The sequence below is a fragment of the bacterium genome (assembly GCA_024742285.1).
In the GTDB taxonomy this organism is placed as follows: Bacteria; Myxococcota_A; UBA9160; order UBA9160; family UBA4427; genus UBA4427.
In genome coordinates this window covers 247,892-269,313 of the sequence record JANSYR010000008.1, presented here as the reverse complement: position 1 = coordinate 269,313, position 21,422 = coordinate 247,892, and the positions used below count along the sequence as shown (strand labels likewise).

Below are 21,422 nucleotides of genomic sequence, written 5' to 3'. Positions count from 1 at the left end.
CGGAATAGCACGCTGTTCGGAGGGGATCAGTATCCGGTCGGGGGCGGCCACGATCTCGGCGTGTTCGCCGACTACGCGGCAATCGTCTGCAGGACGATCCGCTTCCAGAGCTCGAAGTGGCGGCGTCGTTTCGCGTCGTCCTCGCGCAGGATGCGCTGCAGGCCCATTCCGCGAAGCAGGTGGATCGTGAGCTCGATCAGGTCTTCGAAGCGCTCGTCGTTCGCGGCGATCGAGCTGGCCTCCGCGGTCAGGGCGCCGATCGTCCGGCCGAGCTGGCGTTCCGCCGTGTAGAGCGCTTCGTGGAGCGCGGGGTCGGTTCGCGCCGCCACCCAGAGCTCGAGGGAGGCGAAGAAGAGGGGCCCCGTCAGGCTCTGCTCGAGCAGGTCGAGGAGTCGCGCGACGCGATCCTCGGCCGTCGTCAGGCGCTGCGCGTCGGCGCGGAGCTCTTCGAGCCGGCGGTTCGCGAGGTGGATGACGGCCTGGATCACGAGGTCGTGCCGCTTGGGGAAGTGGTGCTGCTGGGCGCCGCGAGACACGCCCGTCCGCTCGGCGATCCGCTTCGTGGTCGTGCCCGCGTAGCCCTCGTCGATCAGGCAGTCGATCGCCGCGTCGAGGACCCGGGCCCGGGTCTCGGCGGTTCGTTCGTTCTGGGTGCGACGCACCCGCGGGGCCTCGTTCGCGGCTCTCTCGGCGGTCTCGCTCATCTCCGTTCCTTTAGCGCGGAGTTAACAAACCAGCAAGCTTGCTTGTTTATGGAATGGCCCATAGACTGAGCTTTCCGAGCGACCCGCCCGGTTCGCCTCGATCGGGCTCGCCGCCCGAGTCGGGATTGGGGGAGAAGTCATGAGCGAAGCCGTCGCGAGCCCCGTGCCGACGAAGCGGAAGCAGGTCGGCGTCGATCCGTACGGCGTGCCGCTCGAGCAGATCGACGTCTCCGACTACGCGCTCTTCACGAGCGACGAGCTCTGGCGATGGTTCGAACGACTCCGCGAAGAGGACCCGGTCCACTATTGCCCGGAGAGTGGCTACGGCCCGTACTGGTCCGTCACGAAATTCGACGACATCGTCGAGGTCGAGAAGAACCCCGAGACCTATTCCTCGGTCCCGAGCGTCGTGATCTTCGACCCGCCGCCGGGGGGCGTGCTGCAGAACGCGGGATTCATCTCGATGGACGGGCCGCGCCACACCGCTCATCGCAAGGTCGTGCAGCCGGTCTCGTCGCCGCGCAACCTGAAGCAGCTCGAGCCGCTGATCCGCGAGTTCGTCTGCGAGATTCTCGACCGTCTTCCCGTCGGCGAGACCTTCGATTGGGTCGACAACGTGTCCGTCGAGCTGACGACGCGCATGCTCGCCACGATGTTCGACTTCGACCGGGCGCAGCAGCGGCAGCTCACCTTCTGGAGCGACATCACGACGGCGAGCGCCGACCAGCTGAAGGACATGGGGGTCACCCGGGAAGAAGCGCGCGCCGCGCTGCTCGAGTGCCTCGACGTCTTCACGAAGCTCTGGCACGACCGCAAGGGCAAGCAGGGCGAGAGCCTCGACTTCGTGACCGCCCTCGCGAACGCCGATGCGACCCAGGACCTCGATCCTGCCACCTATCTGGGGACGCTGATGCTGCTGATCGTGGGCGGCAACGACACGACGCGGAACTCGATCACCGGTGGCGTACTCGCCCTCAACGAGAACCCGGGCGAGTACGAGAAGCTCCGCAACGATCCGCGCGTGATTCCCAGCATGGTCGACGAGATCATCCGTTGGCAGACCCCGCTCGCCCACATGCGTCGCACGGCGACCCGCGACACCGTCCTCGGCGGGAAGACGATCAGGAAGGGCGAGAAGGTCGTGATGTGGTACGTCTCGGCGAATCGCGACGCAGACGCGATCGAGCGCGCCGACGAGTTCCTCATCGATCGCAGGGAATCGAAGAAGCACCTCTCCTTCGGCTGGGGCGTCCACTTCTGCATGGGGAGCCGGATCGCCGAACTGCAGCTCCGCGTGCTCTGGGAAGAGATCATGAAGCGCTTCCGCTTCGTCGAGGTCGTCGGCCCGCCGGTGCGCGTGAAGTCGTGCTTCGTGAAGGGCTTCAGCGAGCTGCCGGTGCGCGTCCACCCCTGGTAATCGACGGCGCGAGGCGGTGCGCGAACGCGGTCGCCCGGGGCGCGCGGGATCGGTCGCGGCGGAGCCCGGCAGGTTTCGGCATCCTTCGGCTTGACACGGACCGCCCCGAGACGACAAGTCGCGGACCCACGCGAAGTCCGGCCAACGCGCGAAAACGAGGAGATCGGATCATGTCCTACAAGAACCCGCTGAGTGAGCGCGAGCACGCCCTCGAGAACGCCTACTTCGACAAGGAGAACCGCCGCCTGATCGAGCGGATGCGCGCGCGACGCGAGGCCGCCGAGAGTGGCGCGGAGCCCGAGGCGCTGGAGGTCGCGACGATCCTGGTGGCCACGGACTTCTCGACGCCCGCGGCGCACGCGACCGACATGGCGATCGACTACGCCCGGAAGCTCGATTCGAAGATCGTGCTCGTCCACGCCTACGATCTGCCGATTCCGTTGCCGGGACCGACCCTCTCCGGCACCTATACGCTGCCCGAGGGTCTGATCGAGGAGGTCGCGAAGAGCGCTCGCGACGCCGTGGAGGCCGCCGCAAAGGAGGTCGCCGCGACCGGCGTCGTGTGCGAAGGCATCGCGATCGGCGTCCCCGCCGCGATGGGCATCGTGAACGAAGCGGTCGAGCGGCACGCGGATCTGATCGTCATGGGCACCCGCGGCCTCACCGGGATCAAGCACTTCGCGCTGGGCAGCGTGGCCGAGAAGGTCGTGCGGACGGCCCCTTGCCCCGTCCTGACGGTTCCGTCTCCCTGAAGAAGGCCCTGACCCGCGTGCGCGGCCTGACGCGCGCGCGGGGCTCGTTCGCGTCCATCTGAGTCCGAAAGACGCGAAGCGTGCCCGAATGTCTCGCTCGCACGGGTTTCGGCGTGGCGTCGCGGAGCTCGAAGCGAGGCGAGATGGCCCGGAATTTGCTCCTTGTGTGGAGGAATGGCCAGAGAGCGACGGCGACGTAGCGGCGGCGCGCCTCCCGGCCTCGGCGGCAGCCGGAGCGAAGAGGGACTGCGATGCGCGAAGACGACGCCGGAGACGGCACCCGGATCCTCACCGACGAGGAATGCGCCAGGCTCCTCGCTCGGCCCGGCGTCGGCGTCCTCGCCCTCTGCGGCGTCGAGGCACCGATCCTCCGACCGGTGAATTTCGCGTGTGACCAGAAGCAGGTCGTCATCCGGACCGGTGAGGGCCAGATCCTCTCCGCGGCCCAGGGTGAAGAGCCCGCTTCGTTCGTGATCAGCGCGGTCGACGCCTTCGAGCACACCGGGCGCAGCGTCGTCGTGACGGGGCGACTGCACGAGCGACTTGCGGACGACGACGTCGAGTCGTTGCCGCTTCGTCCCTGGGTGCGATCCCCGAAGCACCACTTCGTCGCGCTGACGATGGACACGATCTCGGGCCGCGAGATCCAGCCGATGCAGGTGCCGTCATGACGGCGACCCCCGGAGAGCGAGGAACGACGGTCGAGGATCGTTGGGGTCGCGACACGGAGGGCCATCCCGAGAACGGCTTCTTCGCCGCGGCCTACCGCTCCTGGTTCCGCGTCGAGTGGGAGGGCCTCGAGCACGTCCCGGAAGAGGGCGGTGCGCTCCTGGTCTGGAACCACGCAGGCATGATGCCCGTCGACGGCGGCATCATCCAGCACGGCATCCAGGTCGAGAAGCGGCGTGCGGTCTACATGCTCGCGCACCACGGCTTCTTCCGGATTCCCTTCATGGGGCGCACGCTCAATCGCATCGGATCGGTCGTCGCCCACCCGGACAATGCCCACCGCCTCCTCGCCGAGGACGACCGTCTCGTGCTGGTCTTTCCGGAAGGCGCGAAGGGGCCGGTCAAGCCCGCCTCCGAGCGCTACCGGCTGCAGCGCTTCGGACGCGGAGGCTTCGTCGAGACGGCGATGCGTGCAGGTGTTCCGATCGTGCCGATCGTTCTGATGGGGACCGAGGACACGACGCCCACGATGAGCACCCTCACGCTGAACAACCAGACGATGCCCATCACCTGGAACTCGCTCATGCTCGGCCCGCTCCTCGGCTCGGTGGCCCACCTGCCCGTGAAGATTCGTGCGCGGGTCCTGCCGCCGATCCAGGTAGACGGCTCGCCGGAGTCCCGGAGCCTGCTGATGGATCGGGCCGAGCACGTACGGAGCGAGATGCAGACCGCGCTCGACGACCTGTACCGAAAGCGAAGGAGCTTGTGGGAAGGATGAGCGCCCCGCGTCGAGTCGTCGTCACCGATGCGCAGCTCCCGGTCGCCGCGCCGATCATGGATGCGCTGCGCGCCTGCTCCGACGTCGAGTTCGTGGGCGGCGTGGTGACCCGGAAGGACGCGCGGGCCCCGCACGCCGCCGATCTCGAGACGATCCCGCTCTCGTCGGACCACCGCGAGTTCGTCGCCTACCTGCGCTCCCACGCGATCGACACGGTCGTCCAATGCGGGCTGGCGCCCGACCGCTCGGGGCAGCGGCGATCGCGTACGGAAGCCGACGTGATCGGAACGATGTGCACCGGGGCGGCGGTCGGACACGAGGACGTCCGGATCCGGAGCTGGGTCGCACTCTCCACGACCGGGGTCTATCCGGTCGACAGCTACGCGAGCCTGATGCAGCGGGAGGACGCCTCCCGGGCCCTCGATCCGGCGAGCCGCGAGGCCTCGATCGCCGAGGCGGAGGACTACGCCCGGGACGTGGCCCTCCGCAATCCCCAGATCAACGTGTCGATCCTGCGTCTCCAGCAGCTCGTCGGTCAGGGCCTGAATGGGGCGCTCTCGCGCATCTTCGCCGGGGAGTCCGTCCCGGTTCCGATCGGTTTCGATCCGCCGATCCAGTTGCTGCACGTCGAGGACGCGGCGGCGGCGGTCTCTTTCGCCGTCCTTCACGAGCTGGCCGGCGTATTCAACGTCGCCTCCGAAGGTCAGATCCGGTGGGCGACGGCGGCACGGACGGTGGACGGCGCTGAGACGCCCGTACTTCCCGTCAGCGCCGCCGCGCTCTCGCCCCTGCTCGACCGATTCGGCGTGGCCCACCTGACCGACGATGTGATCGCGCTCGCGCGCTTCGGCCAGGTCGTCGACACCGCGAAGATCGAACGCGCCGGCTTCCGACCCAAGCACGACCAGCGGACCTGCGTCCAGGCGATCCGCGCGGCCAGGGCGGAGACTCCTCGGGCTGGCTCGGCGACCGGCTCGCCGGGAAGGGAGAACGAAAAGCGATGGCGATCACGACCGCGGACGTAATGACGACGGGCATCTTCTCGCTCGCTCCCGACATGACGCTGCACGAGATGGACACGATGCTCGTGAAGTGCGGCGTATCGGGGGCGCCCGTCGTCGAGGGCAACCGTCTGGTCGGCGTCGCCTCCCAGAGCGACGTGATCCGGACCCTCTGGGAGGGACAGCAGGAGAACGCCCATCCGGCGCCCTACTACACCACGGGCTATGCGGTGCCGCTTTCCGCCCTCGAGTACATGGCTCGGGACGCGGCGAGCCTGGGCGATGCCCTCGTCTCCTATCGCGTCCGTGACGTCATGACGCCGAATCCCGTCGTGGCCCACCCCGAAGAGTCCCTCGAATCCGTCGCTCGCCGGATGATGACGGATCACATCCACCGTCTTCCCGTCGTCGACGGACAGTCCGGCGTGCTCGTCGGCATCGTCACCAGCCTCGACCTCGCTGGCGCGATCGCGGACTTCGGACTCGGCGCCTAGCGCTGGCTGTGCCTCCGGCCGTGGCTCCGGTCGTGCCTCCGGGCGTGTCGGCGAGTCGCACTTCGCCCGAACCGCGGTGACAGCGTGTCGCGCCTCGGCGAGATCGACTCGGCGTCACGCGACTGACGTCGACGTCATCGTGGCACTTCACTTGCACACCCTGGACTCGAGGTCGGCGCACGGAGCGTCGGCCGGGATCGACCTCGCACCAAGGAGAGAATCATGATCGAGGCAAGGGAGACCCGAACCACCGCGTCGGCCGTCGCGCACCCTCCGACACACCGGATGTCGATCGGACTCGGGCTCGTCCTCCTGGCCATCCTCGTCCTGCTTCCTATCGCGGCGCGGTCTGCCGAGGACTGCAGTGGACTCCTGCCCGACTTCGGCTGCGACCGGGAGGCGAGGCCCGCCGGCCACGTCGCGCCGATGTCGATGCCCTACCTCTTCGAGGATCCGTACATCACGACGGAGCTGAACCTCGTGGGCATCTACCACGACTTCCCCTCCGACTCGGTCTTCGACGGCGGCGAAGCCGGCGTGATCGCGCTCCAGGCGCGTCTCGCCATCACCGACCGGCTCGCGTTCATCGCAACGAAGGACGGCTACACGGTCCTGCGCCCCAACAACGGCCTGCTCGGCAACGACAAGGGCTTCACGGACATCACCGCCGGGTTCAAATACGCCGCCATCGACGACCGCGAGGCGGGCCTGATCGTCACGCCGAGCCTCCGCTACGAGATTCCTCTCGGCTCCGACGACATCCTGCAGGGGCGTGGCGACGGCGTCTTCATTCCGGCGGTGTCCGTCGGCTTCGGTCCCGAAGCGATCCACCTGATCGCGGACTTCGGTGCGCAGCTGCCGGTGGACGGAGACCACGACAGCACGTCGATCTTCTACAACCTCCATCTCGACCAGGCCTTCGAGACCGACGTCATTCCCGGCGCCGACTTCGTCGTGCCCTTCATCGAGCTGAACGGCATGACCTGGGTCGACAGCGGCGACGGCAGCGCCACCCTCGACACCTCCCTCGGGCGACTCTCGCTCCGGGCGGCGCAGAATGCGCTCAACGGCCTCGGCGTGACCGCGGACCAACGCGGTGAAGGCGCCGACGTCGCGAACCTCGGCTCTCCGGGAATGGCGGGCGAGAGCCTGATCACGATGGCCTGGGGCCTGCGCGTCCCCTTCCGCAACGGCCTGTCGCTCGGCTTCTCCTACGAGCGTGTCCTGTCCCAGCGACAGGACATCTTCGAGCAACGAGCGACCTGGATGGCCTCGTACACGTTCTAGGAGAGACGCCGCCGTCGGTGAGCTAGAGCGCGGCAGTCTCGCGCGAGCTCACCGGCGGCGTCGCCCGCGCGGTTCGCGCTTCGGCGTCGCGCAGGCAGTCGTCGAGGAACGCGCGGAGCGTGTACATCTCGGCGATGCTCAAGCCCTGTCCGACGAGGGCGGCGAGATAGAGCAGCGCCGCGATCACGGCGGCGACGACCGGTACGATCAGGGCGATGGGCGAATGACCGATCGCCCACTGGGCGAGACCGATCATCGTCGCGAAGAAGCTCACGATCGCGAGGGTCCCCATCGCGAAGACGAGCGCGGTCCAGATCTCGGCACGCGGCGAGAACGTGCCCCAGAGATCCGTCCGCTCGGGCGCGTCTGCGGACGCCGAATCGAACATGAGATCGAGGCTGGGAGTCCAGAATCGTCGCTCGCGGGCGTCGACCTCCAGGACGCAATGCCCCGACTTGAGCGTGCCGACGACCCGGCCCGCGCTCGCAGCGAGCCGCTCGGCGAAGGCGTCCTGAAGGCATTCGTTCGAGCAGGACGTCTCGATCCGGAACGAGGGACGCATTCGCGGGGTGGCCATCGGGATCCTCCTCGTCCTGCTCGAGCTCCGGGCGTTCAGGCGCTCTGCGAGAGCGACGCCAGGGCCGCTCGGATGCCTTCACCCAGCACGTCGATGTCTGCGGCGCTCTCGTAGTCGCCGGTGATGCCGAAGGCGAGGTCGCCGGCGTACGAGAAGACCGCGATCCCGAGCCGGATCGATCCCCAGAGTGGGACGTAGGGCGCGACCGAGACGAGGCGGCGGCCGAGCGCATGGAGGGGCACGCCGGGCCCACGCACGTTCGTCACGACCGTCTGGACCCTGTGCTGCTCGAACGCCGAGAGGAATCCTGCGCTGAAGGAGAGGAGCGCGGGCGGTGACAGGTCTACGATCGCGCTCAGCGCTTTCGTCGCTTCGGGCTGATGCTCGTCCTTGAGGCGGGCCGTCTCGGCGAGGACCTCGGCGAGACGATCGCCGGGCGTCGCTTCGTCGAGCGGAAGGTCGACGAAGATCGCCGCGACGTGGTTGCCCGGCCCCTCGTCCTCGCCGGCGCGGTGGGTCGAGACCGGGACGAGGGTCCGCACGCTGCACCCTTCGACCGGTTCGTCGCGGGACGCGAGCAGCGCCCGGAAGCCCCCCGCGACGGCGGTCAGGACGACGTCGTTGATCGTCCCTCCATGGGTCGCCCGAATCTTGTTCAGGGTCTGGAGCGGGACCGAGAAGGTGCGCCAGCGCCGGTGCGGGCCGATCGGCCCGTTGAGCGTGGTCTCGAGGGTGTCCGCGGCGCCGGCGCGGAAGCTCTGGAGCCCTTCCGCGAAGGCGCCGAGCTCCTGGAGGGCGCGGCCCGGCGCGGTCGCGGCCCAGCGAAGGCCACGGAGTCCCTCGGTCGGCATGCGCCAGCCGCGACGGAGCGCGGTCGCGACGAGCTCGCTCGCACGGGGAGGAGGACGTGGCTTCCAGGAGGAGGGCGCGGGGGGCGTCGCCGTGGGCGAGGACTCGAGCATCGTCGCCAGCAGCGCGGCGCCGGAAACGCCGTCCGCCAGACAATGATGGGTCTTGCAGAGGATGGCCCACCGGTCCTCGGCCAGCCCTTCGATCACCCACATCTCCCACAGCGGCCGTTCCCGATCGAGCTTCTGGGACATCACCCGGCCGACGAGATTCTGGAGCTCGAGCTCGGAGCCCGGCCGCGGCAGGGCCGTCCGCCTCAGGTGGTAGGCGAGGTCGAAGTCGGAGACGTCGATCCAGTAGGGCTCTGTGAGATCGAAGGGCACCTCGCGCACGTGCTGCCGATAGCGCGGCAATCGGTCGAGCTTGGACTCGACCATCGCCTCGATCTCGGCCTGCGCGGGCGGGGGACCCTCGAAGACCGCCACCGCGGCGATGTGCATGTGATTGCACTCGTTCTCCACGTAGAGGAAGGTGGCGTCCTGGGGGCTCAGGGACTCCATGGGGATCAGGGGCGCGCGGGCTTGTGAAGGCGGACGAAATCGCCTTCGGTCAGGATGCCGACGAGCTCACCCTCCGGGTCGCCGCGTTCGACGACGAGGAGGCAGCCGATCTTGTGCTCGTCCAGCAGGCGTGCGGCCTCGGTCAGGTTCGCGTCGGGGGCGATCGTGCGAGCAGGACTCGCCATCACGTCGGTCACCTTGATCGCGTTCAGCACGTGCCGCTTGGCACGGTCGTCGTATCCGAGCAGGGAGGTGATGGCGCCGCGGAAGAGGTCGCGTTGGCTCACGACGCCGACGGCGCGTCCCTCGGAATCGACGACGGGCAGGTGGCGGATCCGGCCGAGCTGCATGATGTCGTCGGCGATCGAGAGCGAGTCGTCTTCTCGAAGCGTCGTCACTTCGGGAGACATCACCTCCCGCACCGTTCGCAATCCGCTCATGCCCCGTACTTCCTCTGGATCGGCGATCGCGTGGCCATCGCCCCGGTGATCTGCTCCAGGCTCTCCCGCAGGAGGAGAACGCCCGCCGAGGTCCGGGCGACGCCAGCGCAGGCACAGACGGTCTCGACGAGCGCTTCGACGAAGAGGGGGTACATCCCCTCCTCGACGCCGTACTCGACGTGGCTCTCTCCGAACGCGATCAGGTTGTCGTCCAGCCAGGGCTCGTCGTCGAGCCAGGCGACGATCGCGCGGAAAGTTTCGCTCACCATCTCCTCCTGCTCGGAGAGGGCGTGCTCGCCGAAGAGCGGCCGAGCCGCGGGGCAGCGGGCGAAGAAGTCGGCGTAGAGCGCGTCGACGAAACGATCCCCGTCCTCCGCGATCGCTTCCGCGATCGCTTCGAGCGCCTCCCGGTCCTGCTCTTGCTCCGAGGGCGAAGGTGCGACTTCGGCCTCCGCCCTCGTGGACGTCGGAGCGGGGAGGGCGTTCACCGTCGGCACGGGGATCCTCGCTCCGGGACCTAGGACCGCGTGGCGGGCAAGCCGACGATGCCGGCGACGAACTCGCTGCGCAGCCGCTCGATCCGGTCTTCGTTCACGACGAACTCGGGTATCCGCTCGAGCAGCGCCCGGGTCGCGGTCTCGCCCTCGAGTGCGGCGATGTGGGTTCCGAGGCAGGAGTGGCTTCCGTGTCCGAAAGTGAGGATCCGGCGTGATCGACGATGGATGTCGAACTGGTCGGGGCTCTCGAACTCGCGCTCGTCGCGATTCGCCGACGGGAAGAGGAAGATCACCGATTGTCCGGGCTCGAACGTGTGGCCGTGCAGCTCGACGGGCTTCACCACCGTCCGTCCGAGGAACTGGGTCGGCATTCCGAATCGCAGCCCCTCACGGAACGCGTTCGGGATGAGCGACGGGTCCGCGACGAGCTCCGCCCGCTGACCGGGATTGCGGAACAGCTCATGGAGGAAGCAGGCGAAGACCTTCGGGAAGCTGTCCGTGCTTCCGATCACGAGGGTCGACATCTGCGAGGCGATGTTCTCGTCCGGCAGCGGCTTGTCGTCGAAGCGCGCGTTCAGGTAGGCATTCAGCAGGACGTCGTCGTCCGTCGGGTTGTCCCGGCGGAACTGGATGAACGACTCCAGGTAGCGATTCAGCTCGTCTGCAGCCTGGAGCCCGTCCTGCGTCATGCCCGGCTGATCGTTCTCGCGGGCGAAGAACCGGTTCACGTAGCCATAGAGCTCGTCCGCGTCTTCGATCGGGAGCCCGAGCAGGACGCACGAGACCTCCATCGCGATCTTCGCGATGTAGTCCCCCACGAGGTCGATCTCGCCGTCCTGTTCGAGCGCCTTCGCGTGCTTCTCGACGATCGCCTCGACCGCGGGGGCGAGGGCGGCGACGCGCCGGGGCTTGAACGCGCCGGAGATGAGCGCCCGATTCCGCGTGTGCTCCGGCGGGTCCATCATGTTGACGCTCGGGAAGACCGGCATCTGCTTCGTGATCAGATGCGCCGGCGTCGTGCCGCGCAACGAGGCGGAGTAGGAGGCGTTGTCGCCGCTCTGCACCCAGATGTCCTCGAATCGCGAGAGCGCCCAGCAGTCGTGCTCCTCGACGTAGTAGGCCGGCGCTTCCTCTCGCAGGCGGGCGTAGATCGGAAGGGGGTCGTCGAAGATCTCGGGCATCAGCGGGTTGTACTCGACCAAGGGGTTCCTCTCTTTCAGCAATTGCGGGCGCCGTCTCCGGACGCCGGCATCGGTGCGAGCTCGTGCGGGTCGCTCGCGAATCAGGCCGCGGGCTGCAGCCGGTTCAGGGCCCATTCGCCGCCGAGGGCGACTGCTGCGATCCCGTCCGCGGCGCCCAGGCAAGCGATGTCGACGGACGGGTCGCCGTTCACGACCACGAAGTCCGCGAGGCGTCCGGCTTCGACGAGTCCAGCGTCTTCGCCGAGACCCATCGCGATGGCGCCGTTGTGGGTCGCCCAGCGGAGCACCTCGAGCGGCGGGATGCCGAGCACCTTGACGTAGAGCTCGAGCTCCGCGGCGTAGTCGCCGTGGGGCATGATCGGCGTTCCGAAGTCGTCGCCGATCACCATGCGGACTCCGGCGCGGAGCGCTCGAGGAATCGCTTCACAGGTGTACTCGTAGTCCTCGCGCACGGCGGCGATCCGCCGCCTCACCTCGTCCGGACTCTCCGGGAAGCCCTCGCTGATCTGCAGGACCGCTTGGTCGTGGTCCCAGGACTCGGCGAGCTCGAGGAAGCGCGCGCTCCAGAGCATGCTCGGCACGATCGTCGTGTCCGCGTCGAGGATCGCTTCGATGCACTCGTCGTCGATCCGGTCCGCGTGGTCGATGATGTCCACGCCAGCGCGGGCACACTCGAGGATCGAGGTCTTCGACGGGGCGTGGGCGCGAACGCGCTTGCCGAGAGTGTGGGCCGCGTCGACGAGGGCATGCAGCTCGGTCCGGGTCGGATACATCACGTCGCGGGCAGGGGACGAGCCGTGTCCCGGCCCGGCGGAGATCTTGATCACGTCACAACCGCGGCCCGCCTCGATCCGCGCGACGTGTCGCCACTCCTCTTCGCCGTTCACGGCGCAGGTCAGGCCCGTGCAGCCGAGCTCCATGAAGTGGTTCCGGTTGTTGGCGTAGTCCGAATACTCGCCGGTCGTGACGATCTCGCGTGATCCGGCGAGATAGCGGGGGCCACGGACGATTCCGGCCTGGATCGCCTCCTTGAGGCTTACGTCGATCACGAATGCGTTGCTCGAACCGATTGCGCCGGTCCAGCCGAGTCGCAGCGCGTTCTCCGCGTTCTTCGCGGCGAGCATCGAGAGGTAGGGCGGGGCCGCCTCGAGGCCCAGGGCCGGTGCCGAGACGCCGTCGCCGAAGGCCCCGAAATGCGAGTGGAAATGGGACTGCACCATGCCCGGCATGAGAGCCCGACCGCCGAGGTCGTGGACCTCGTCGTCGGGTCGAGGCGTGAAGGCCGCGTCGGGCTCCACGCTCGAGATGCGGTCGCCCTCGACGACGACGGTCATTTCGGGGCGAGCGGGGTCGCGCCCGTTCAGGAGCAGGGCGCCCTGCAGGACGATTCGGGGTTGGGGCATCTCGCGGCGTTCCTCCCGCGCGCCGGCGTCGAGCCGACTGCGCGATGTCCAACACTGCACTGCAGGTCACGTGCCACTGCGTGCGCGTCTTCGGCGGCGGCTCTCGGCGATCGGCGTGGCGATTCGTCGCGTTCGCTCTGCGAAGTGAGGCGAAATGTCTGGGGCGGGCGACCTGGGTTCTCGAAACCCGCCCACCTCGCGTGACGCGATCGAGTCGAGTGTCGGTCTCTGGGACGCAACGTTGCGTTGCGCCCCGCTTCGGGTCGAATCGACTCGTCGTGTGGCGAGATGTCGCTCCGGTAGGGGCGAGGGCGCATACGGCGCGTCTAGGGCTGGCACGGTTGTCGCAATCGCTTGGGGCGCCGGTCCAGCGGGCCGGTGAACGGCGACGTGTGTGGCGTCGCGCCAAGCAGAACCAACCTTGGAGGGAGTGCTCGAATGGTGACCGCAACGCCGGACGCCGACATGTCGGTCGCAGCCGCGCCCCGGCAGGACGCGCAGGCCTTGGCCTACGACGACGGCGTCGTTCGGCTCTTCGCCGTGATGACCGTGGTCTGGGGGATCGTGGGGATGCTGGTCGGCGTCGTGCTCGCCGCGCAGCTCGCCTGGCCCTCGCTCAACTTCGATGTCCCCTACCTCTCCTACGGGCGGCTTCGTCCGCTGCACACGAACGCGGTGATCTTCGCGTTCGGCGGCTGCGCGCTCTTCTCGACGTCTCTCTACGTGGTCCAGCGCACCTGTCGAACGACCTTGTTCGCGCCGGGGCTGGCGTCGTTCGTGTTCTGGGGCTGGCAGGCGGTGATTCTCGCTGCGGCGATCACCCTCCCGCTCGGCATCACGACGAGCAAGGAGTACGCCGAGCTCGAGTGGCCGATCGACCTGCTGATCACGATCGTCTGGGTCGCCTACGCGGTCGTGTTCTTCGGCACGATCGCCAAGCGCAAGACGTCCCACATCTACGTCGCCAACTGGTTCTACGGCGCCTTCATCCTGACCGTCGCCGTTCTTCACGTCGTCAACAGCGCTGAAGTCCCGGTCACGATGTGGAAGTCGTACAGCGCCTACGGCGGCGCGATCGACGCCATGGTCCAGTGGTGGTACGGACACAACGCCGTCGGCTTCTTCCTGACCGCCGGCTTCCTGGGCATGATGTACTACTTCGTGCCGAAGCAGGCCGAGCGTCCCGTCTACTCCTATCGACTGTCGGTCGTGCACTTCTGGGCGCTGATCTCGGTCTACATGTGGGCCGGTCCGCACCACCTCCATTACACGTCGCTGCCGGACTGGGTCCAGTCCATCGGCATGGTCTTCTCGTTGATCCTGCTCGCACCGTCCTGGGGCGGGATGATCAACGGCGTGATGACCCTGTCGGGCGCGTGGGAGAAGCTGCGCGACGATCCGGTCATCCGCTTCATGATCGTGGCGCTCTCGTTCTACGGCATGTCGACCTTCGAGGGGCCGATGATGTCGATCAAGACCGTCAACGCCCTTTCCCACTACACGGATTGGACGATCGGCCACGTGCACTCCGGTGCGCTGGGCTGGGTCGCGATGATGACGATCGGGTCGCTCTACTACCTGATTCCGCGGCTCGCGGGCCGAACGGAGATGTGGAGCATCCCGGCCGTGAACCTGCACTTCTGGCTCTCGACCCTCGGCGTGATCTTCTACGTCGTGAACATGTGGATCGCCGGCGTGATGCAGGGACTGATGTGGCTCGCGGTCAACGAGGACGGGACGCTCACGAACAGCTTCGTGCAGTCGGTCGAGGCGACCTGGCCCTTCTACGTCGGTCGTCTGGCCGGAGGGACGGTCTTCTTCAGCGGCATGCTGGTGATGGCATGGAATACGGCGAAGACGATGCAGGCGGGTGCGTCTGCGGAAGCGGAGGGGAACTAGCACCATGGACCATCGCGTAATCGAACGGAACATGGGCCTGATGCTCGTCCTCGTGATCGGGGTCATCAGTCTCGGTGGCCTGGCGGAGATCGTGCCTCTGTTCTGGCAGGACGCGGTCACCCAGCCCGTTCCCGGGCTCCGTCCGCTGACCGCTCTCGAGCTCGAGGGGCGCGACATCTACATCCGTGAGGGTTGCGTCGGCTGCCACTCCCAGATGATCCGCAAGCTCGCGCCGGAGGAGGCGCGCTACGGACCGCATTCTCGGGCGGGCGAGTCGATCTGGGACCACCCCTTCCTCTGGGGCTCCAAGCGGACGGGGCCCGACCTCGCACGGGTCGGTCGCCGGTACAGCGACGAGTGGCATCGCGTCCACCTCATCGACCCCCGCGCCGTCGTGCCGGAGTCGAACATGCCCGGGTTCCCGTGGCTCGCCGACGCCGAGCTCGACGGGGCGGACACGCCGGACAAGATGCGAGCCCTGCGCTCCGTCGGCGTGCCCTACGAGGACGGAGACATCGACCGGGCGACCGCCGAGGTCGAGGGCAAGACGGAGCTCGCGGCTCTGATCGCCTATCTGCAGCAGCTCGGGACGCACTTCGATCCCGATCAGGAGGGGTGACGGTGGAACTCGTCGACATCCACATCAGCATGGGAACCGTTCGGGGCGCGATCGCGGCGCTCACGATGGCGACCTTCCTCGGAATCGTCTGGTGGGCCTACCGGCCCGGGAACCGCGGACGCTTCGAGGAGGACGCCCTGCTGGCCTTCGAGGACGACGAACGTGCGGTGCTGCGGAATCGCAAGGAATCACGAGAAGGAGAAGAGCGATGAGTGCCGCATGGAGCACGTTCATCATCGTGCTGGTCGTCGCGAACATCGTCGGCTGTGCCTGGCTGCTCTGGGGCAACCGCCACGTGGAGATCGATCCGGGAGAGATCGGCGAATCGACGGGGCACGACTTCGACGGCATCGAAGAGCTGAACAACCCGCTTCCGGCGTGGTGGACCTGGCTCTTCATCGGAACGATCGTCTTCGGCGTCGGCTACTTCATCCTCTATCCGGGTTTCGGGAGCATGCCGGGCGTGCTCGGCTGGAGCTCCACCGGTGAGGCGGCGGCGAACGGCGCGGCGGCGGAGGCGAAGTACGGTCCGATCTACGAGGCGTACCTCGCGCAGCCGATCCCGGATCTCCTCGACGACGAGCGGGCCCTCGGGATGGGTCGGCGCATCTTCGCGAACCGATGCGCGCAGTGTCACGGCTCGGATGCACGCGGCGGTCGCGGCTACCCCAATCTGACGGACGACGATTGGATCCACGGCGGCGCGCCGGAGACGATCGTGAGCACGATCGCGAACGGTCGCGTCGGCGTGATGCCGCCGCTCGGCGGTGCGCTCGGCGGAGACGAGGGGGTCGGCAACGTGACGGAGCACGTCCTCTCGCTCTCTGGTCGCGATCACGATGCGGCGGCCGCGGCCATCGGAAAGCCGATGTACGACGGGCTCTGCGGGATCTGCCACGGGGTCGACGGACGCGGGAACCAGGCCATCGGAGCCCCGAACCTGAGCGACGACGTCTGGCTCCACGGCGGAACGCGCGACGACATCGCGTACGCGATCGAGGCCGGCCTGAACAATCAGATGCCGGCGCACTCCGACATCCTGACGGAAGGGCGCGTCCACGTGACGGCGGCCTACGTCCTGTCCCTGTCCAAGGGAGGAGCGGCGGCGCCGTGAGCAGCGGAGGCGACACGACGAGCGACGCGCCGCAGACCGTCGATCTGTACGAGAAGTGGCGTCGGATCTATCCCGAGTGGGTCTCGGGCGGGTTCCAGACCTGGCGCCGCGTCACGCTCGTGGTGCTCCTCCTGATCTTCTATGCGGGGCCCTGGCTTCGCTGGAACGGGGAGCCCGGGGCGCGCTTCGATCTCGCCGAGCGTCGTTTCACCGTCTTCTGGCAGACCTTCGCACCCGACGAGTTCGTGCTGCTCGCGTGGCTCCTGGTCATCCTCGCGCTCGGACTCTTCGTCGCGACGATCGCCGCCGGCCGGGTCTTCTGCGGTTGGGTCTGTCCGCAGACGATCTGGGTCAACGCCTATCTGATCCTGGAGCGCTACATCGAGGGCGACCGCGTCGAGCGCCAGCGCCGCGACAACAAGCCCTGGACCCGGGACTGGATGGCCAGGAAGGCCATGAAGTTCGCGGCCTGGTCGGTCGTGGCGTTCTCGATCTCGATCACCTTCGTCGGGTACTTCACGGAGATCCGTGAGCTCGTCCCGCGCGTCGCGACGTTCCAGCTGACCGGCTGGGAGACGGTCTTCGTCCTTCTCCCGGCGGCCGGCAGCTTCTTCTTCTCTGCGATCCTGCGTGAGCAGGTCTGCTTCCACATGTGCCCCTACGCGCGATTCCAGAGCGTGATGCTCGACCGCGACTCGTTGATCATCAGCTACGACGAGTCGCGCGCGGAGCCCCGCGGCCATCGGCCGCGAAAGGCGGATCCCGCCGAGCTCGGGCTCGGCCACTGCATCGACTGCGACCGGTGCGTCCGCGTCTGCCCGACCGGCATCGACATCCGCGACGGCCTCCAGTACCAGTGCATCGGTTGCGCGGCCTGCGTCGACGCCTGTACCGACGTCATGGGCCAGATGGGCTACGGGGAGACCCTCGTTCGCTACAGCTCGGAGAATCGTGACGCGGGCCAGCCCGGTCGTTGGCTCCGCCCCCGGCTCGTCGGGTACGCGACCATGATGACCGCGATCGTGACCCTCTTCGCGGTGACCGTCGCCACGCGCCTCCCCCTCGATCTCGACGTGATCCGCGATCGCAATCGTCTCTATCGCGAATTCTGGGACGGCAGCGTCGAGAACGTCTACTCGCTCCGCATCTCGAACCGCGCCGACACGACCCAGGACTACCGGATCGAGTTCGCCTCGGAGGTGCCGCTCGAGCTGGTCGGTGAGCGAGTGGTCTCGGTCGAGGCCGGGGACATGCGCATCGTGCCGATCAGCCTGTTGCGGGCGGCGGAGACGCCGCGGGGTGAGACCGTGTCCGACGTCGAGTTCACGATCCGGGCCGAAGCCGACGAAGAGGCCGTCGCGCGGGCGACGAGTGTGTTCCACCAGCCCGAGCCCGTGCGGCGCGCGGCCAACGAGGAGGTTCGAGGATGAGCGAGCCCAGCCCCTGGTATCGCCATTTCTGGCCCTGGTTCATCGTCGTGCTCATGGTCGTGTCCGTGGGCGCGAGCCTCTGGACGGTCGTGATCGCCTACGGCCTGGGCGACCTCGAGGTGTCCGACACGCGCCCGGCTTCCGTGGAATCGCAAAGCCTCTCCCCTTCCGGACCGGCGGCTCCCTGACATGGCGGCCGCCGAGGCACTGGTCGCGACCGAGACCTGCTTCCACTGCGGTCTCGACGTTCCGATCGGCAGCGACTTCGCGGTCGAGCTGCAGGGTGCTCCGCGCGCGATGTGCTGCGTCGGCTGCCAGGCGGTGGCGGAGATGCTCCGCGACGAGGGGCTGGAGCGCTGGTACGTCGAACGCGAGCAGCCGACCGGCGTGCCCGCGCAGATCGTGCCGGAGGTGCTCGAAGAGGCGGACTTCCTGCGACTCGAGGGCGAGGACCGGAGCTTCGAGACGCACGTCGAGGGCGACCGGGTCGAGGTGGCGCTGCTGGTCGAGGGGATGACTTGTCCAGCCTGCGCCTGGGTGATCGAACGCGCGCTCTCCGCACTCCCGGCGATCGAAGAGGCTCGCGTGAATCTGATCGCGCGCCGCGTTCGTGTCGTCTGGCGGGCGGGCGAAGCGGCTCTCGACGACGTGGTCGCGCGCCTCGCAGCGGTCGGATTCCGGGCGCGTCCGGATGCGCCGGGGGAGGGGGCCGCGCTGCACGCGAGCGAGCGTCGGGCGGCGCTCATCCGACTCGGGATCGCCGGGCTCGCGACCATGAACGTGATGACCTACGCGGTTGCGCTCTATTTCGGCGCGATCGCGGAGATGGCCGAGGGGATCGATCGCTTCCTGCAATGGATGTGCTGGCTGGTCGCGACACCGGTCGTGCTCGTGAGCGCGCGTCCCCATTTCGAGGGCGCCTGGCGCGATCTGCGCGCGCGACGTCCGGGGATGGACGTCCCGATCGCGTTGGCGATCGGCGGAGCCTACGTGGCCAGCGCGGTCGCGGTCATGCGCGGCGAGGGCGAGGTCTACTTCGAGTCCGTCTGCATGTTCACCTTCTTCATCGGCCTCGGCCGCTACCTCGAGCACGGCGTGCGTCAGCGGGCCGACGCGCTCTCCGACCGACTCGTGGATGCGTCGCCGGCGCTCGCCCGAAGGATCGTGGAAGACGCGCAGGGCGCCGAGCGCGCGCGGGAAGAGGTGGTGCCCGCGAATCGTCTCGCGGTCGGGGATCGGATCGTCGTTCGTCCCGGGGACTCGATTCCCGTGGACGGGATCGTGCGCTCGGGTGCCGGCGCGGTCGAGGAAGCGGTGCTCTCGGGCGAGCCGTGGCCGCGGCGCGTCGCGTGCGGGGACGAGGTTCGCGCCGGGAGCGTGAACGCGGACGCGCTGCTCGAGATCGAGGTCACGCGGGTCGAGGAGGAGTCCACGCTCGGCGTGCTCCATCGACTGATCGATCGCGCGCAGAGCGACAAACCGGCGATCGCCCGGCGAGCGGACCGGCTCGGCGGCGTCTTCGTCGCGGCGGTGCTCGTGATCGCGGCAGTCACGGCGATCGCCTGGTCGCTGATCGATCCGTCCCGGGTCTTCGACGTGACCCTTGCGGTGCTGGTCGCGACCTGTCCGTGCGCGCTCGGGCTGGCGACGCCGACGGCGCTCGCCGCCGCCAGCGAGGGCCTGGCGCGGATCGGCTTCGTGCTCACCGGGGGGTCGGCCCTCGAGTCCCTGGCCCGCGTCGACCGCGTCGTGTTCGACAAGACCGGGAGCCTGACCGAAGGCCGGCCGCGAATCGAGACGGTCGAGCTCGTACGCGACCTCTCGAACCAGGACGCCTTCGCACGCGCCCGCGCGCTCGAGGCGGGCTCGACGCACGTCCTGGCGCGGGCGTTCACGGAGCCGGGTGCGGTCACGTCACGCTTCTCCGGAGGGTCCAGCGCGGGCCCGGGCGTGCTTCCCGTCGTGGAAGCGAACCGCTCGATCGCCGGGGCCGGCGTGGAAGGCACGATCGCAGGCGTGCGTCACCGGCTCGGCCGACCCGACTGGGCGAGCGCGCTCGCTGCCGAGGCCGCGCCGCCTGTCCTTCCGGAGACCGACGCGCATACCTGGATCCTGCTGGCCGACGAGGACGGGGCGATCGCCTGGTTCGGTCTCGGTGACGCGCTGCGTGCCGAAGCGGCAGCGAGCGTGGACGAACTGCGGTCGCTCGGCGTCGAGCTCGAGATCCTGACCGGCGATCCGTCGTCCGCCGCCTCGCGGATCGCCGCGGAGCTCGGCGGGCTGGCCGTCACGTCGGGGGTCATGCCGGAGGGCAAGGTGGATCACATCCGCCGCCATCAGACGCAGGGCGAGCGGGTCGCCTTCGTGGGCGACGGACTGAACGACGGACCCGTCCTGCGGGCCGCGGACGTCTCGGTCGCGATGGCCGGAGGCTGCGATCTCTCACTCCTCTCCGCGGACGCGCTCCTCTACCGGGACGACCTGGCGGCGATGCCGCGCGCGGTCCGCTGGGCCAGGCGGACCCGCCGGATCGTGACCCAGAACTTCGCCTGGGCGATCGGATACAACCTGCTCGTGCTGCCCCTCGCCGTCACCGGGAACCTCGCGCCGTGGCTCGCCGCGGCGGGCATGTCGGCGAGCTCGCTGCTCGTCGCCCTGAACGCGACGCGTCTGCGCCGGGAGGAGAGACGCGCATGACGATCCTGCTCGTGTTGATTCCCCTCGGCTGCCTGCTCCTCCTGATCGCGATCTACGCGTTCCTCTGGGCCGTGCGGAACGATCAGTTCGAGGACCTCGAGCTCGAAGGGCGACGGATTCTCTGGGACGACGACGTGCCGGCCGGCCCGTCTCGCAAAGACGAGGAGACCGGACATGTCCGTTGATCCCGGGATCACGATCGGCGCCGCCTTCCTGCTCGGGTTCGTCGGTAGCGCCCACTGTCTCGGAATGTGTGGCGGGATCGCCGGCGCGCTCGGCCTCTCCGCGCGGGGCGCCGGCGGATCCCGCTCCCGCCCCGCGCTGTCGGCGGGCACGCACTCGCTCGCGCGGATCGGCAGCTACGCGGCGATCGGTGCCGTCCTCGGCGGGGCAGGGGGCGTGGCCCACGGCGTGCCGGGACTCGGGACGGGACTTCGGGTCCTCGCCGGTGCCGTGCTCGTCGGACAGGGCCTGCGTGTGCTGGGTCTCGATCTCGGCTTCTCCTGGATCGAACGTCGCGGACTCGGGCTATGGCGCCAGGTCTCGCCCCGCATGCGTCGCCTCGGGTCGCCGGGAAGCCTGACCCGAGCGGCGGCGATCGGGGCAGTCTGGGGTCTGATGCCTTGCGGGCTCGTCTACACGGCCGCCGCGACGTCGGCGGCGACCGGCTCCGCGACGGCAGGCGCCATCTGGATGGCGGCGTTCGGTCTGGGAACGATGCCGGCGATGGTGGCGACGTCGCTCGCCGCCGGCGGGCTGACGGCGAAGCTCCGGAGTGCCGGCGCGCAACGGACCGCCGGCGTCCTGCTCGTCGCCTTCGGCCTGATCGCCTTGATCGGTGTCGCCGGGGGCGGACACGGATCGCACCCGGGAGAGCACGCGCCCGAGACGTCCTCGCATCCGAACATGCATTCCTCCCTCGACCCCGCCCTCATGCCGACCTGCAGCGCGCCTGCGGTCGGGAGGTGAGTCCCCCCGACGAACACGACCTTCGAGGGGCTGCCGGCGACGGCGGCTCGTCGGAGGTCGATCG

The 21,422-nt window shown here is 68.6% G+C and carries 23 protein-coding genes; 16 read left to right on the top strand and 7 right to left on the bottom strand.

Translation table 11 applies throughout. The annotated features are described in order from the left end of the window. Positions 1-71: 71 nt before the first annotated feature. Positions 72-704, bottom strand: coding sequence for a TetR/AcrR family transcriptional regulator (locus tag NXI30_16455; GenBank protein ID MCR9095814.1), 633 nt, complete (start codon positions 702-704; stop codon positions 72-74). Between the two features lie 139 nt (positions 705-843). On the opposite strand from NXI30_16455, the gene NXI30_16450 reads away from it, so the two are divergent. The 7 genes from NXI30_16450 to NXI30_16420 all read left to right on the top strand — a co-directional run bounded on the left by NXI30_16450 (position 844) and on the right by NXI30_16420 (position 7,102). Continuing rightward, the gene (locus NXI30_16450) at positions 844-2,121 is read left to right on the top strand and encodes a cytochrome P450 (protein MCR9095813.1); all 1,278 of its coding nucleotides are present in this window, start codon (positions 844-846) and stop codon (positions 2,119-2,121) included. Positions 2,122-2,291: 170 nt separating this feature from the next. Beyond that, entirely contained in the window at positions 2,292-2,873 is a 582-nt protein-coding gene (locus NXI30_16445; GenBank protein MCR9095812.1) for a universal stress protein, read from the top strand. A 251-nt stretch (positions 2,874-3,124) separates the two neighbouring features. After that, positions 3,125-3,544, top strand: a complete 420-nt coding sequence (locus tag NXI30_16440; protein ID MCR9095811.1) for a pyridoxamine 5'-phosphate oxidase family protein — start codon at positions 3,125-3,127, stop codon at positions 3,542-3,544. Continuing rightward, positions 3,541-4,320 (top strand): acyltransferase family protein, encoded by a 780-nt coding sequence (locus NXI30_16435; GenBank protein ID MCR9095810.1) that lies wholly within the window; start codon positions 3,541-3,543, stop codon positions 4,318-4,320. Before NXI30_16440 ends, NXI30_16435 begins: the two co-directional genes overlap by 4 nt. Then, complete coding sequence (locus NXI30_16430; GenBank protein MCR9095809.1) at positions 4,317-5,345, top strand: hypothetical protein; 1,029 nt, start codon at positions 4,317-4,319, stop codon at positions 5,343-5,345. Before NXI30_16435 ends, NXI30_16430 begins: the two co-directional genes overlap by 4 nt. Further along, the gene (locus tag NXI30_16425; GenBank protein ID MCR9095808.1) at positions 5,321-5,815 is read left to right on the top strand and encodes a CBS domain-containing protein; all 495 of its coding nucleotides are present in this window, start codon (positions 5,321-5,323) and stop codon (positions 5,813-5,815) included. Before NXI30_16430 ends, NXI30_16425 begins: the two co-directional genes overlap by 25 nt. Before the next feature lie 222 nt (positions 5,816-6,037). Further along, positions 6,038-7,102 carry a hypothetical protein gene (locus NXI30_16420; GenBank protein ID MCR9095807.1) on the top strand — a complete coding sequence of 355 codons (1,065 nt, stop codon included), beginning with the start codon at positions 6,038-6,040 and terminating at the stop codon, positions 7,100-7,102. A 22-nt stretch (positions 7,103-7,124) separates the two neighbouring features. Here NXI30_16420 and NXI30_16415 read toward each other — a convergent pair whose 3' ends face one another. The 6 genes from NXI30_16415 to NXI30_16390 all read right to left on the bottom strand — a co-directional run bounded on the left by NXI30_16415 (position 7,125) and on the right by NXI30_16390 (position 12,630). Next, a complete protein-coding gene (locus tag NXI30_16415; GenBank protein MCR9095806.1) occupies positions 7,125-7,679 on the bottom strand; it encodes a hypothetical protein in 555 nt (184 codons plus the stop codon). Between the two features lie 35 nt (positions 7,680-7,714). After that, positions 7,715-9,088, bottom strand: a complete 1,374-nt coding sequence (locus tag NXI30_16410; GenBank protein ID MCR9095805.1) for a wax ester/triacylglycerol synthase family O-acyltransferase — start codon at positions 9,086-9,088, stop codon at positions 7,715-7,717. Between the two features lie 5 nt (positions 9,089-9,093). Then, positions 9,094-9,528 (bottom strand): CBS domain-containing protein, encoded by a 435-nt coding sequence (locus NXI30_16405; GenBank protein MCR9095804.1) that lies wholly within the window; start codon positions 9,526-9,528, stop codon positions 9,094-9,096. Further along, positions 9,525-10,025, bottom strand: a complete 501-nt coding sequence (locus NXI30_16400; protein ID MCR9095803.1) for a globin domain-containing protein — start codon at positions 10,023-10,025, stop codon at positions 9,525-9,527. The genes NXI30_16405 and NXI30_16400 overlap by 4 nt, the downstream gene beginning before the upstream one ends. A 20-nt stretch (positions 10,026-10,045) precedes the next feature. Beyond that, positions 10,046-11,227 (bottom strand): cytochrome P450, encoded by a 1,182-nt coding sequence (locus NXI30_16395; protein MCR9095802.1) that lies wholly within the window; start codon positions 11,225-11,227, stop codon positions 10,046-10,048. 80 nt (positions 11,228-11,307) lie between these two features. Next, positions 11,308-12,630 carry an amidohydrolase family protein gene (locus NXI30_16390; GenBank protein ID MCR9095801.1) on the bottom strand — a complete coding sequence of 441 codons (1,323 nt, stop codon included), beginning with the start codon at positions 12,628-12,630 and terminating at the stop codon, positions 11,308-11,310. Positions 12,631-13,095: 465 nt separating this feature from the next. Here NXI30_16390 and ccoN point away from each other — a divergent pair, with 465 nt between their 5' ends. The 9 genes from ccoN to NXI30_16345 are packed head-to-tail and all read left to right on the top strand — an operon-like array spanning position 13,096 to position 21,358. Beyond that, positions 13,096-14,529 (top strand): cytochrome-c oxidase, cbb3-type subunit I, encoded by a 1,434-nt coding sequence (gene ccoN, locus NXI30_16385; GenBank protein ID MCR9095800.1) that lies wholly within the window; start codon positions 13,096-13,098, stop codon positions 14,527-14,529. Positions 14,530-14,533: 4 nt separating this feature from the next. Beyond that, on the top strand, positions 14,534-15,148 hold the full coding sequence (ccoO, locus tag NXI30_16380; GenBank protein MCR9095799.1) for a cytochrome-c oxidase, cbb3-type subunit II: 615 nt from the start codon (positions 14,534-14,536) through the stop codon (positions 15,146-15,148). A gap of 2 nt (positions 15,149-15,150) precedes the next feature. Continuing rightward, positions 15,151-15,360, top strand: a complete 210-nt coding sequence (locus NXI30_16375; GenBank protein ID MCR9095798.1) for a cbb3-type cytochrome c oxidase subunit 3 — start codon at positions 15,151-15,153, stop codon at positions 15,358-15,360. Beyond that, positions 15,357-16,262, top strand: a complete 906-nt coding sequence (gene ccoP / locus NXI30_16370) for a cytochrome-c oxidase, cbb3-type subunit III (GenBank protein ID MCR9095797.1) — start codon at positions 15,357-15,359, stop codon at positions 16,260-16,262. Before NXI30_16375 ends, ccoP begins: the two co-directional genes overlap by 4 nt. Continuing rightward, a complete protein-coding gene (gene ccoG, locus NXI30_16365; GenBank protein ID MCR9095796.1) occupies positions 16,259-17,692 on the top strand; it encodes a cytochrome c oxidase accessory protein CcoG in 1,434 nt (477 codons plus the stop codon). The genes ccoP and ccoG overlap by 4 nt, the downstream gene beginning before the upstream one ends. Further along, positions 17,689-17,880, top strand: a complete 192-nt coding sequence (locus tag NXI30_16360) for a FixH family protein (GenBank protein MCR9095795.1) — start codon at positions 17,689-17,691, stop codon at positions 17,878-17,880. Before ccoG ends, NXI30_16360 begins: the two co-directional genes overlap by 4 nt. Position 17,881: 1 nt before the next feature. Further along, positions 17,882-20,389, top strand: coding sequence for a heavy metal translocating P-type ATPase (locus NXI30_16355; GenBank protein ID MCR9095794.1), 2,508 nt, complete (start codon positions 17,882-17,884; stop codon positions 20,387-20,389). Further along, on the top strand, positions 20,386-20,574 hold the full coding sequence (gene ccoS, locus NXI30_16350; GenBank protein MCR9095793.1) for a cbb3-type cytochrome oxidase assembly protein CcoS: 189 nt from the start codon (positions 20,386-20,388) through the stop codon (positions 20,572-20,574). Before NXI30_16355 ends, ccoS begins: the two co-directional genes overlap by 4 nt. Further along, complete coding sequence (locus tag NXI30_16345) at positions 20,564-21,358, top strand: sulfite exporter TauE/SafE family protein (protein ID MCR9095792.1); 795 nt, start codon at positions 20,564-20,566, stop codon at positions 21,356-21,358. Before ccoS ends, NXI30_16345 begins: the two co-directional genes overlap by 11 nt. Positions 21,359-21,422: the final 64 nt, after the last annotated feature.

Coding starts and splice junctions, on each gene's coding strand:
- NXI30_16455 (MCR9095814.1), bottom strand. CDS start 704: ATGAGCGAGACCGCCGAGAGAGCCGCGAACGAGGCCCCGCGGGTGCGT.
- NXI30_16450 (MCR9095813.1), top strand. CDS start 844: ATGAGCGAAGCCGTCGCGAGCCCCGTGCCGACGAAGCGGAAGCAGGTC.
- NXI30_16445 (MCR9095812.1), top strand. CDS start 2,292: ATGTCCTACAAGAACCCGCTGAGTGAGCGCGAGCACGCCCTCGAGAAC.
- NXI30_16440 (MCR9095811.1), top strand. CDS start 3,125: ATGCGCGAAGACGACGCCGGAGACGGCACCCGGATCCTCACCGACGAG.
- NXI30_16435 (MCR9095810.1), top strand. CDS start 3,541: ATGACGGCGACCCCCGGAGAGCGAGGAACGACGGTCGAGGATCGTTGG.
- NXI30_16430 (MCR9095809.1), top strand. CDS start 4,317: ATGAGCGCCCCGCGTCGAGTCGTCGTCACCGATGCGCAGCTCCCGGTC.
- NXI30_16425 (MCR9095808.1), top strand. CDS start 5,321: ATGGCGATCACGACCGCGGACGTAATGACGACGGGCATCTTCTCGCTC.
- NXI30_16420 (MCR9095807.1), top strand. CDS start 6,038: ATGATCGAGGCAAGGGAGACCCGAACCACCGCGTCGGCCGTCGCGCAC.
- NXI30_16415 (MCR9095806.1), bottom strand. CDS start 7,679: ATGGCCACCCCGCGAATGCGTCCCTCGTTCCGGATCGAGACGTCCTGC.
- NXI30_16410 (MCR9095805.1), bottom strand. CDS start 9,088: ATGGAGTCCCTGAGCCCCCAGGACGCCACCTTCCTCTACGTGGAGAAC.
- NXI30_16405 (MCR9095804.1), bottom strand. CDS start 9,528: ATGAGCGGATTGCGAACGGTGCGGGAGGTGATGTCTCCCGAAGTGACG.
- NXI30_16390 (MCR9095801.1), bottom strand. CDS start 12,630: ATGCCCCAACCCCGAATCGTCCTGCAGGGCGCCCTGCTCCTGAACGGG.
- ccoN (MCR9095800.1), top strand. CDS start 13,096: ATGTCGGTCGCAGCCGCGCCCCGGCAGGACGCGCAGGCCTTGGCCTAC.
- ccoO (MCR9095799.1), top strand. CDS start 14,534: ATGGACCATCGCGTAATCGAACGGAACATGGGCCTGATGCTCGTCCTC.
- ccoP (MCR9095797.1), top strand. CDS start 15,357: ATGAGTGCCGCATGGAGCACGTTCATCATCGTGCTGGTCGTCGCGAAC.
- NXI30_16360 (MCR9095795.1), top strand. CDS start 17,689: ATGAGCGAGCCCAGCCCCTGGTATCGCCATTTCTGGCCCTGGTTCATC.
- NXI30_16355 (MCR9095794.1), top strand. CDS start 17,882: ATGGCGGCCGCCGAGGCACTGGTCGCGACCGAGACCTGCTTCCACTGC.
- ccoS (MCR9095793.1), top strand. CDS start 20,386: ATGACGATCCTGCTCGTGTTGATTCCCCTCGGCTGCCTGCTCCTCCTG.
- NXI30_16345 (MCR9095792.1), top strand. CDS start 20,564: ATGTCCGTTGATCCCGGGATCACGATCGGCGCCGCCTTCCTGCTCGGG.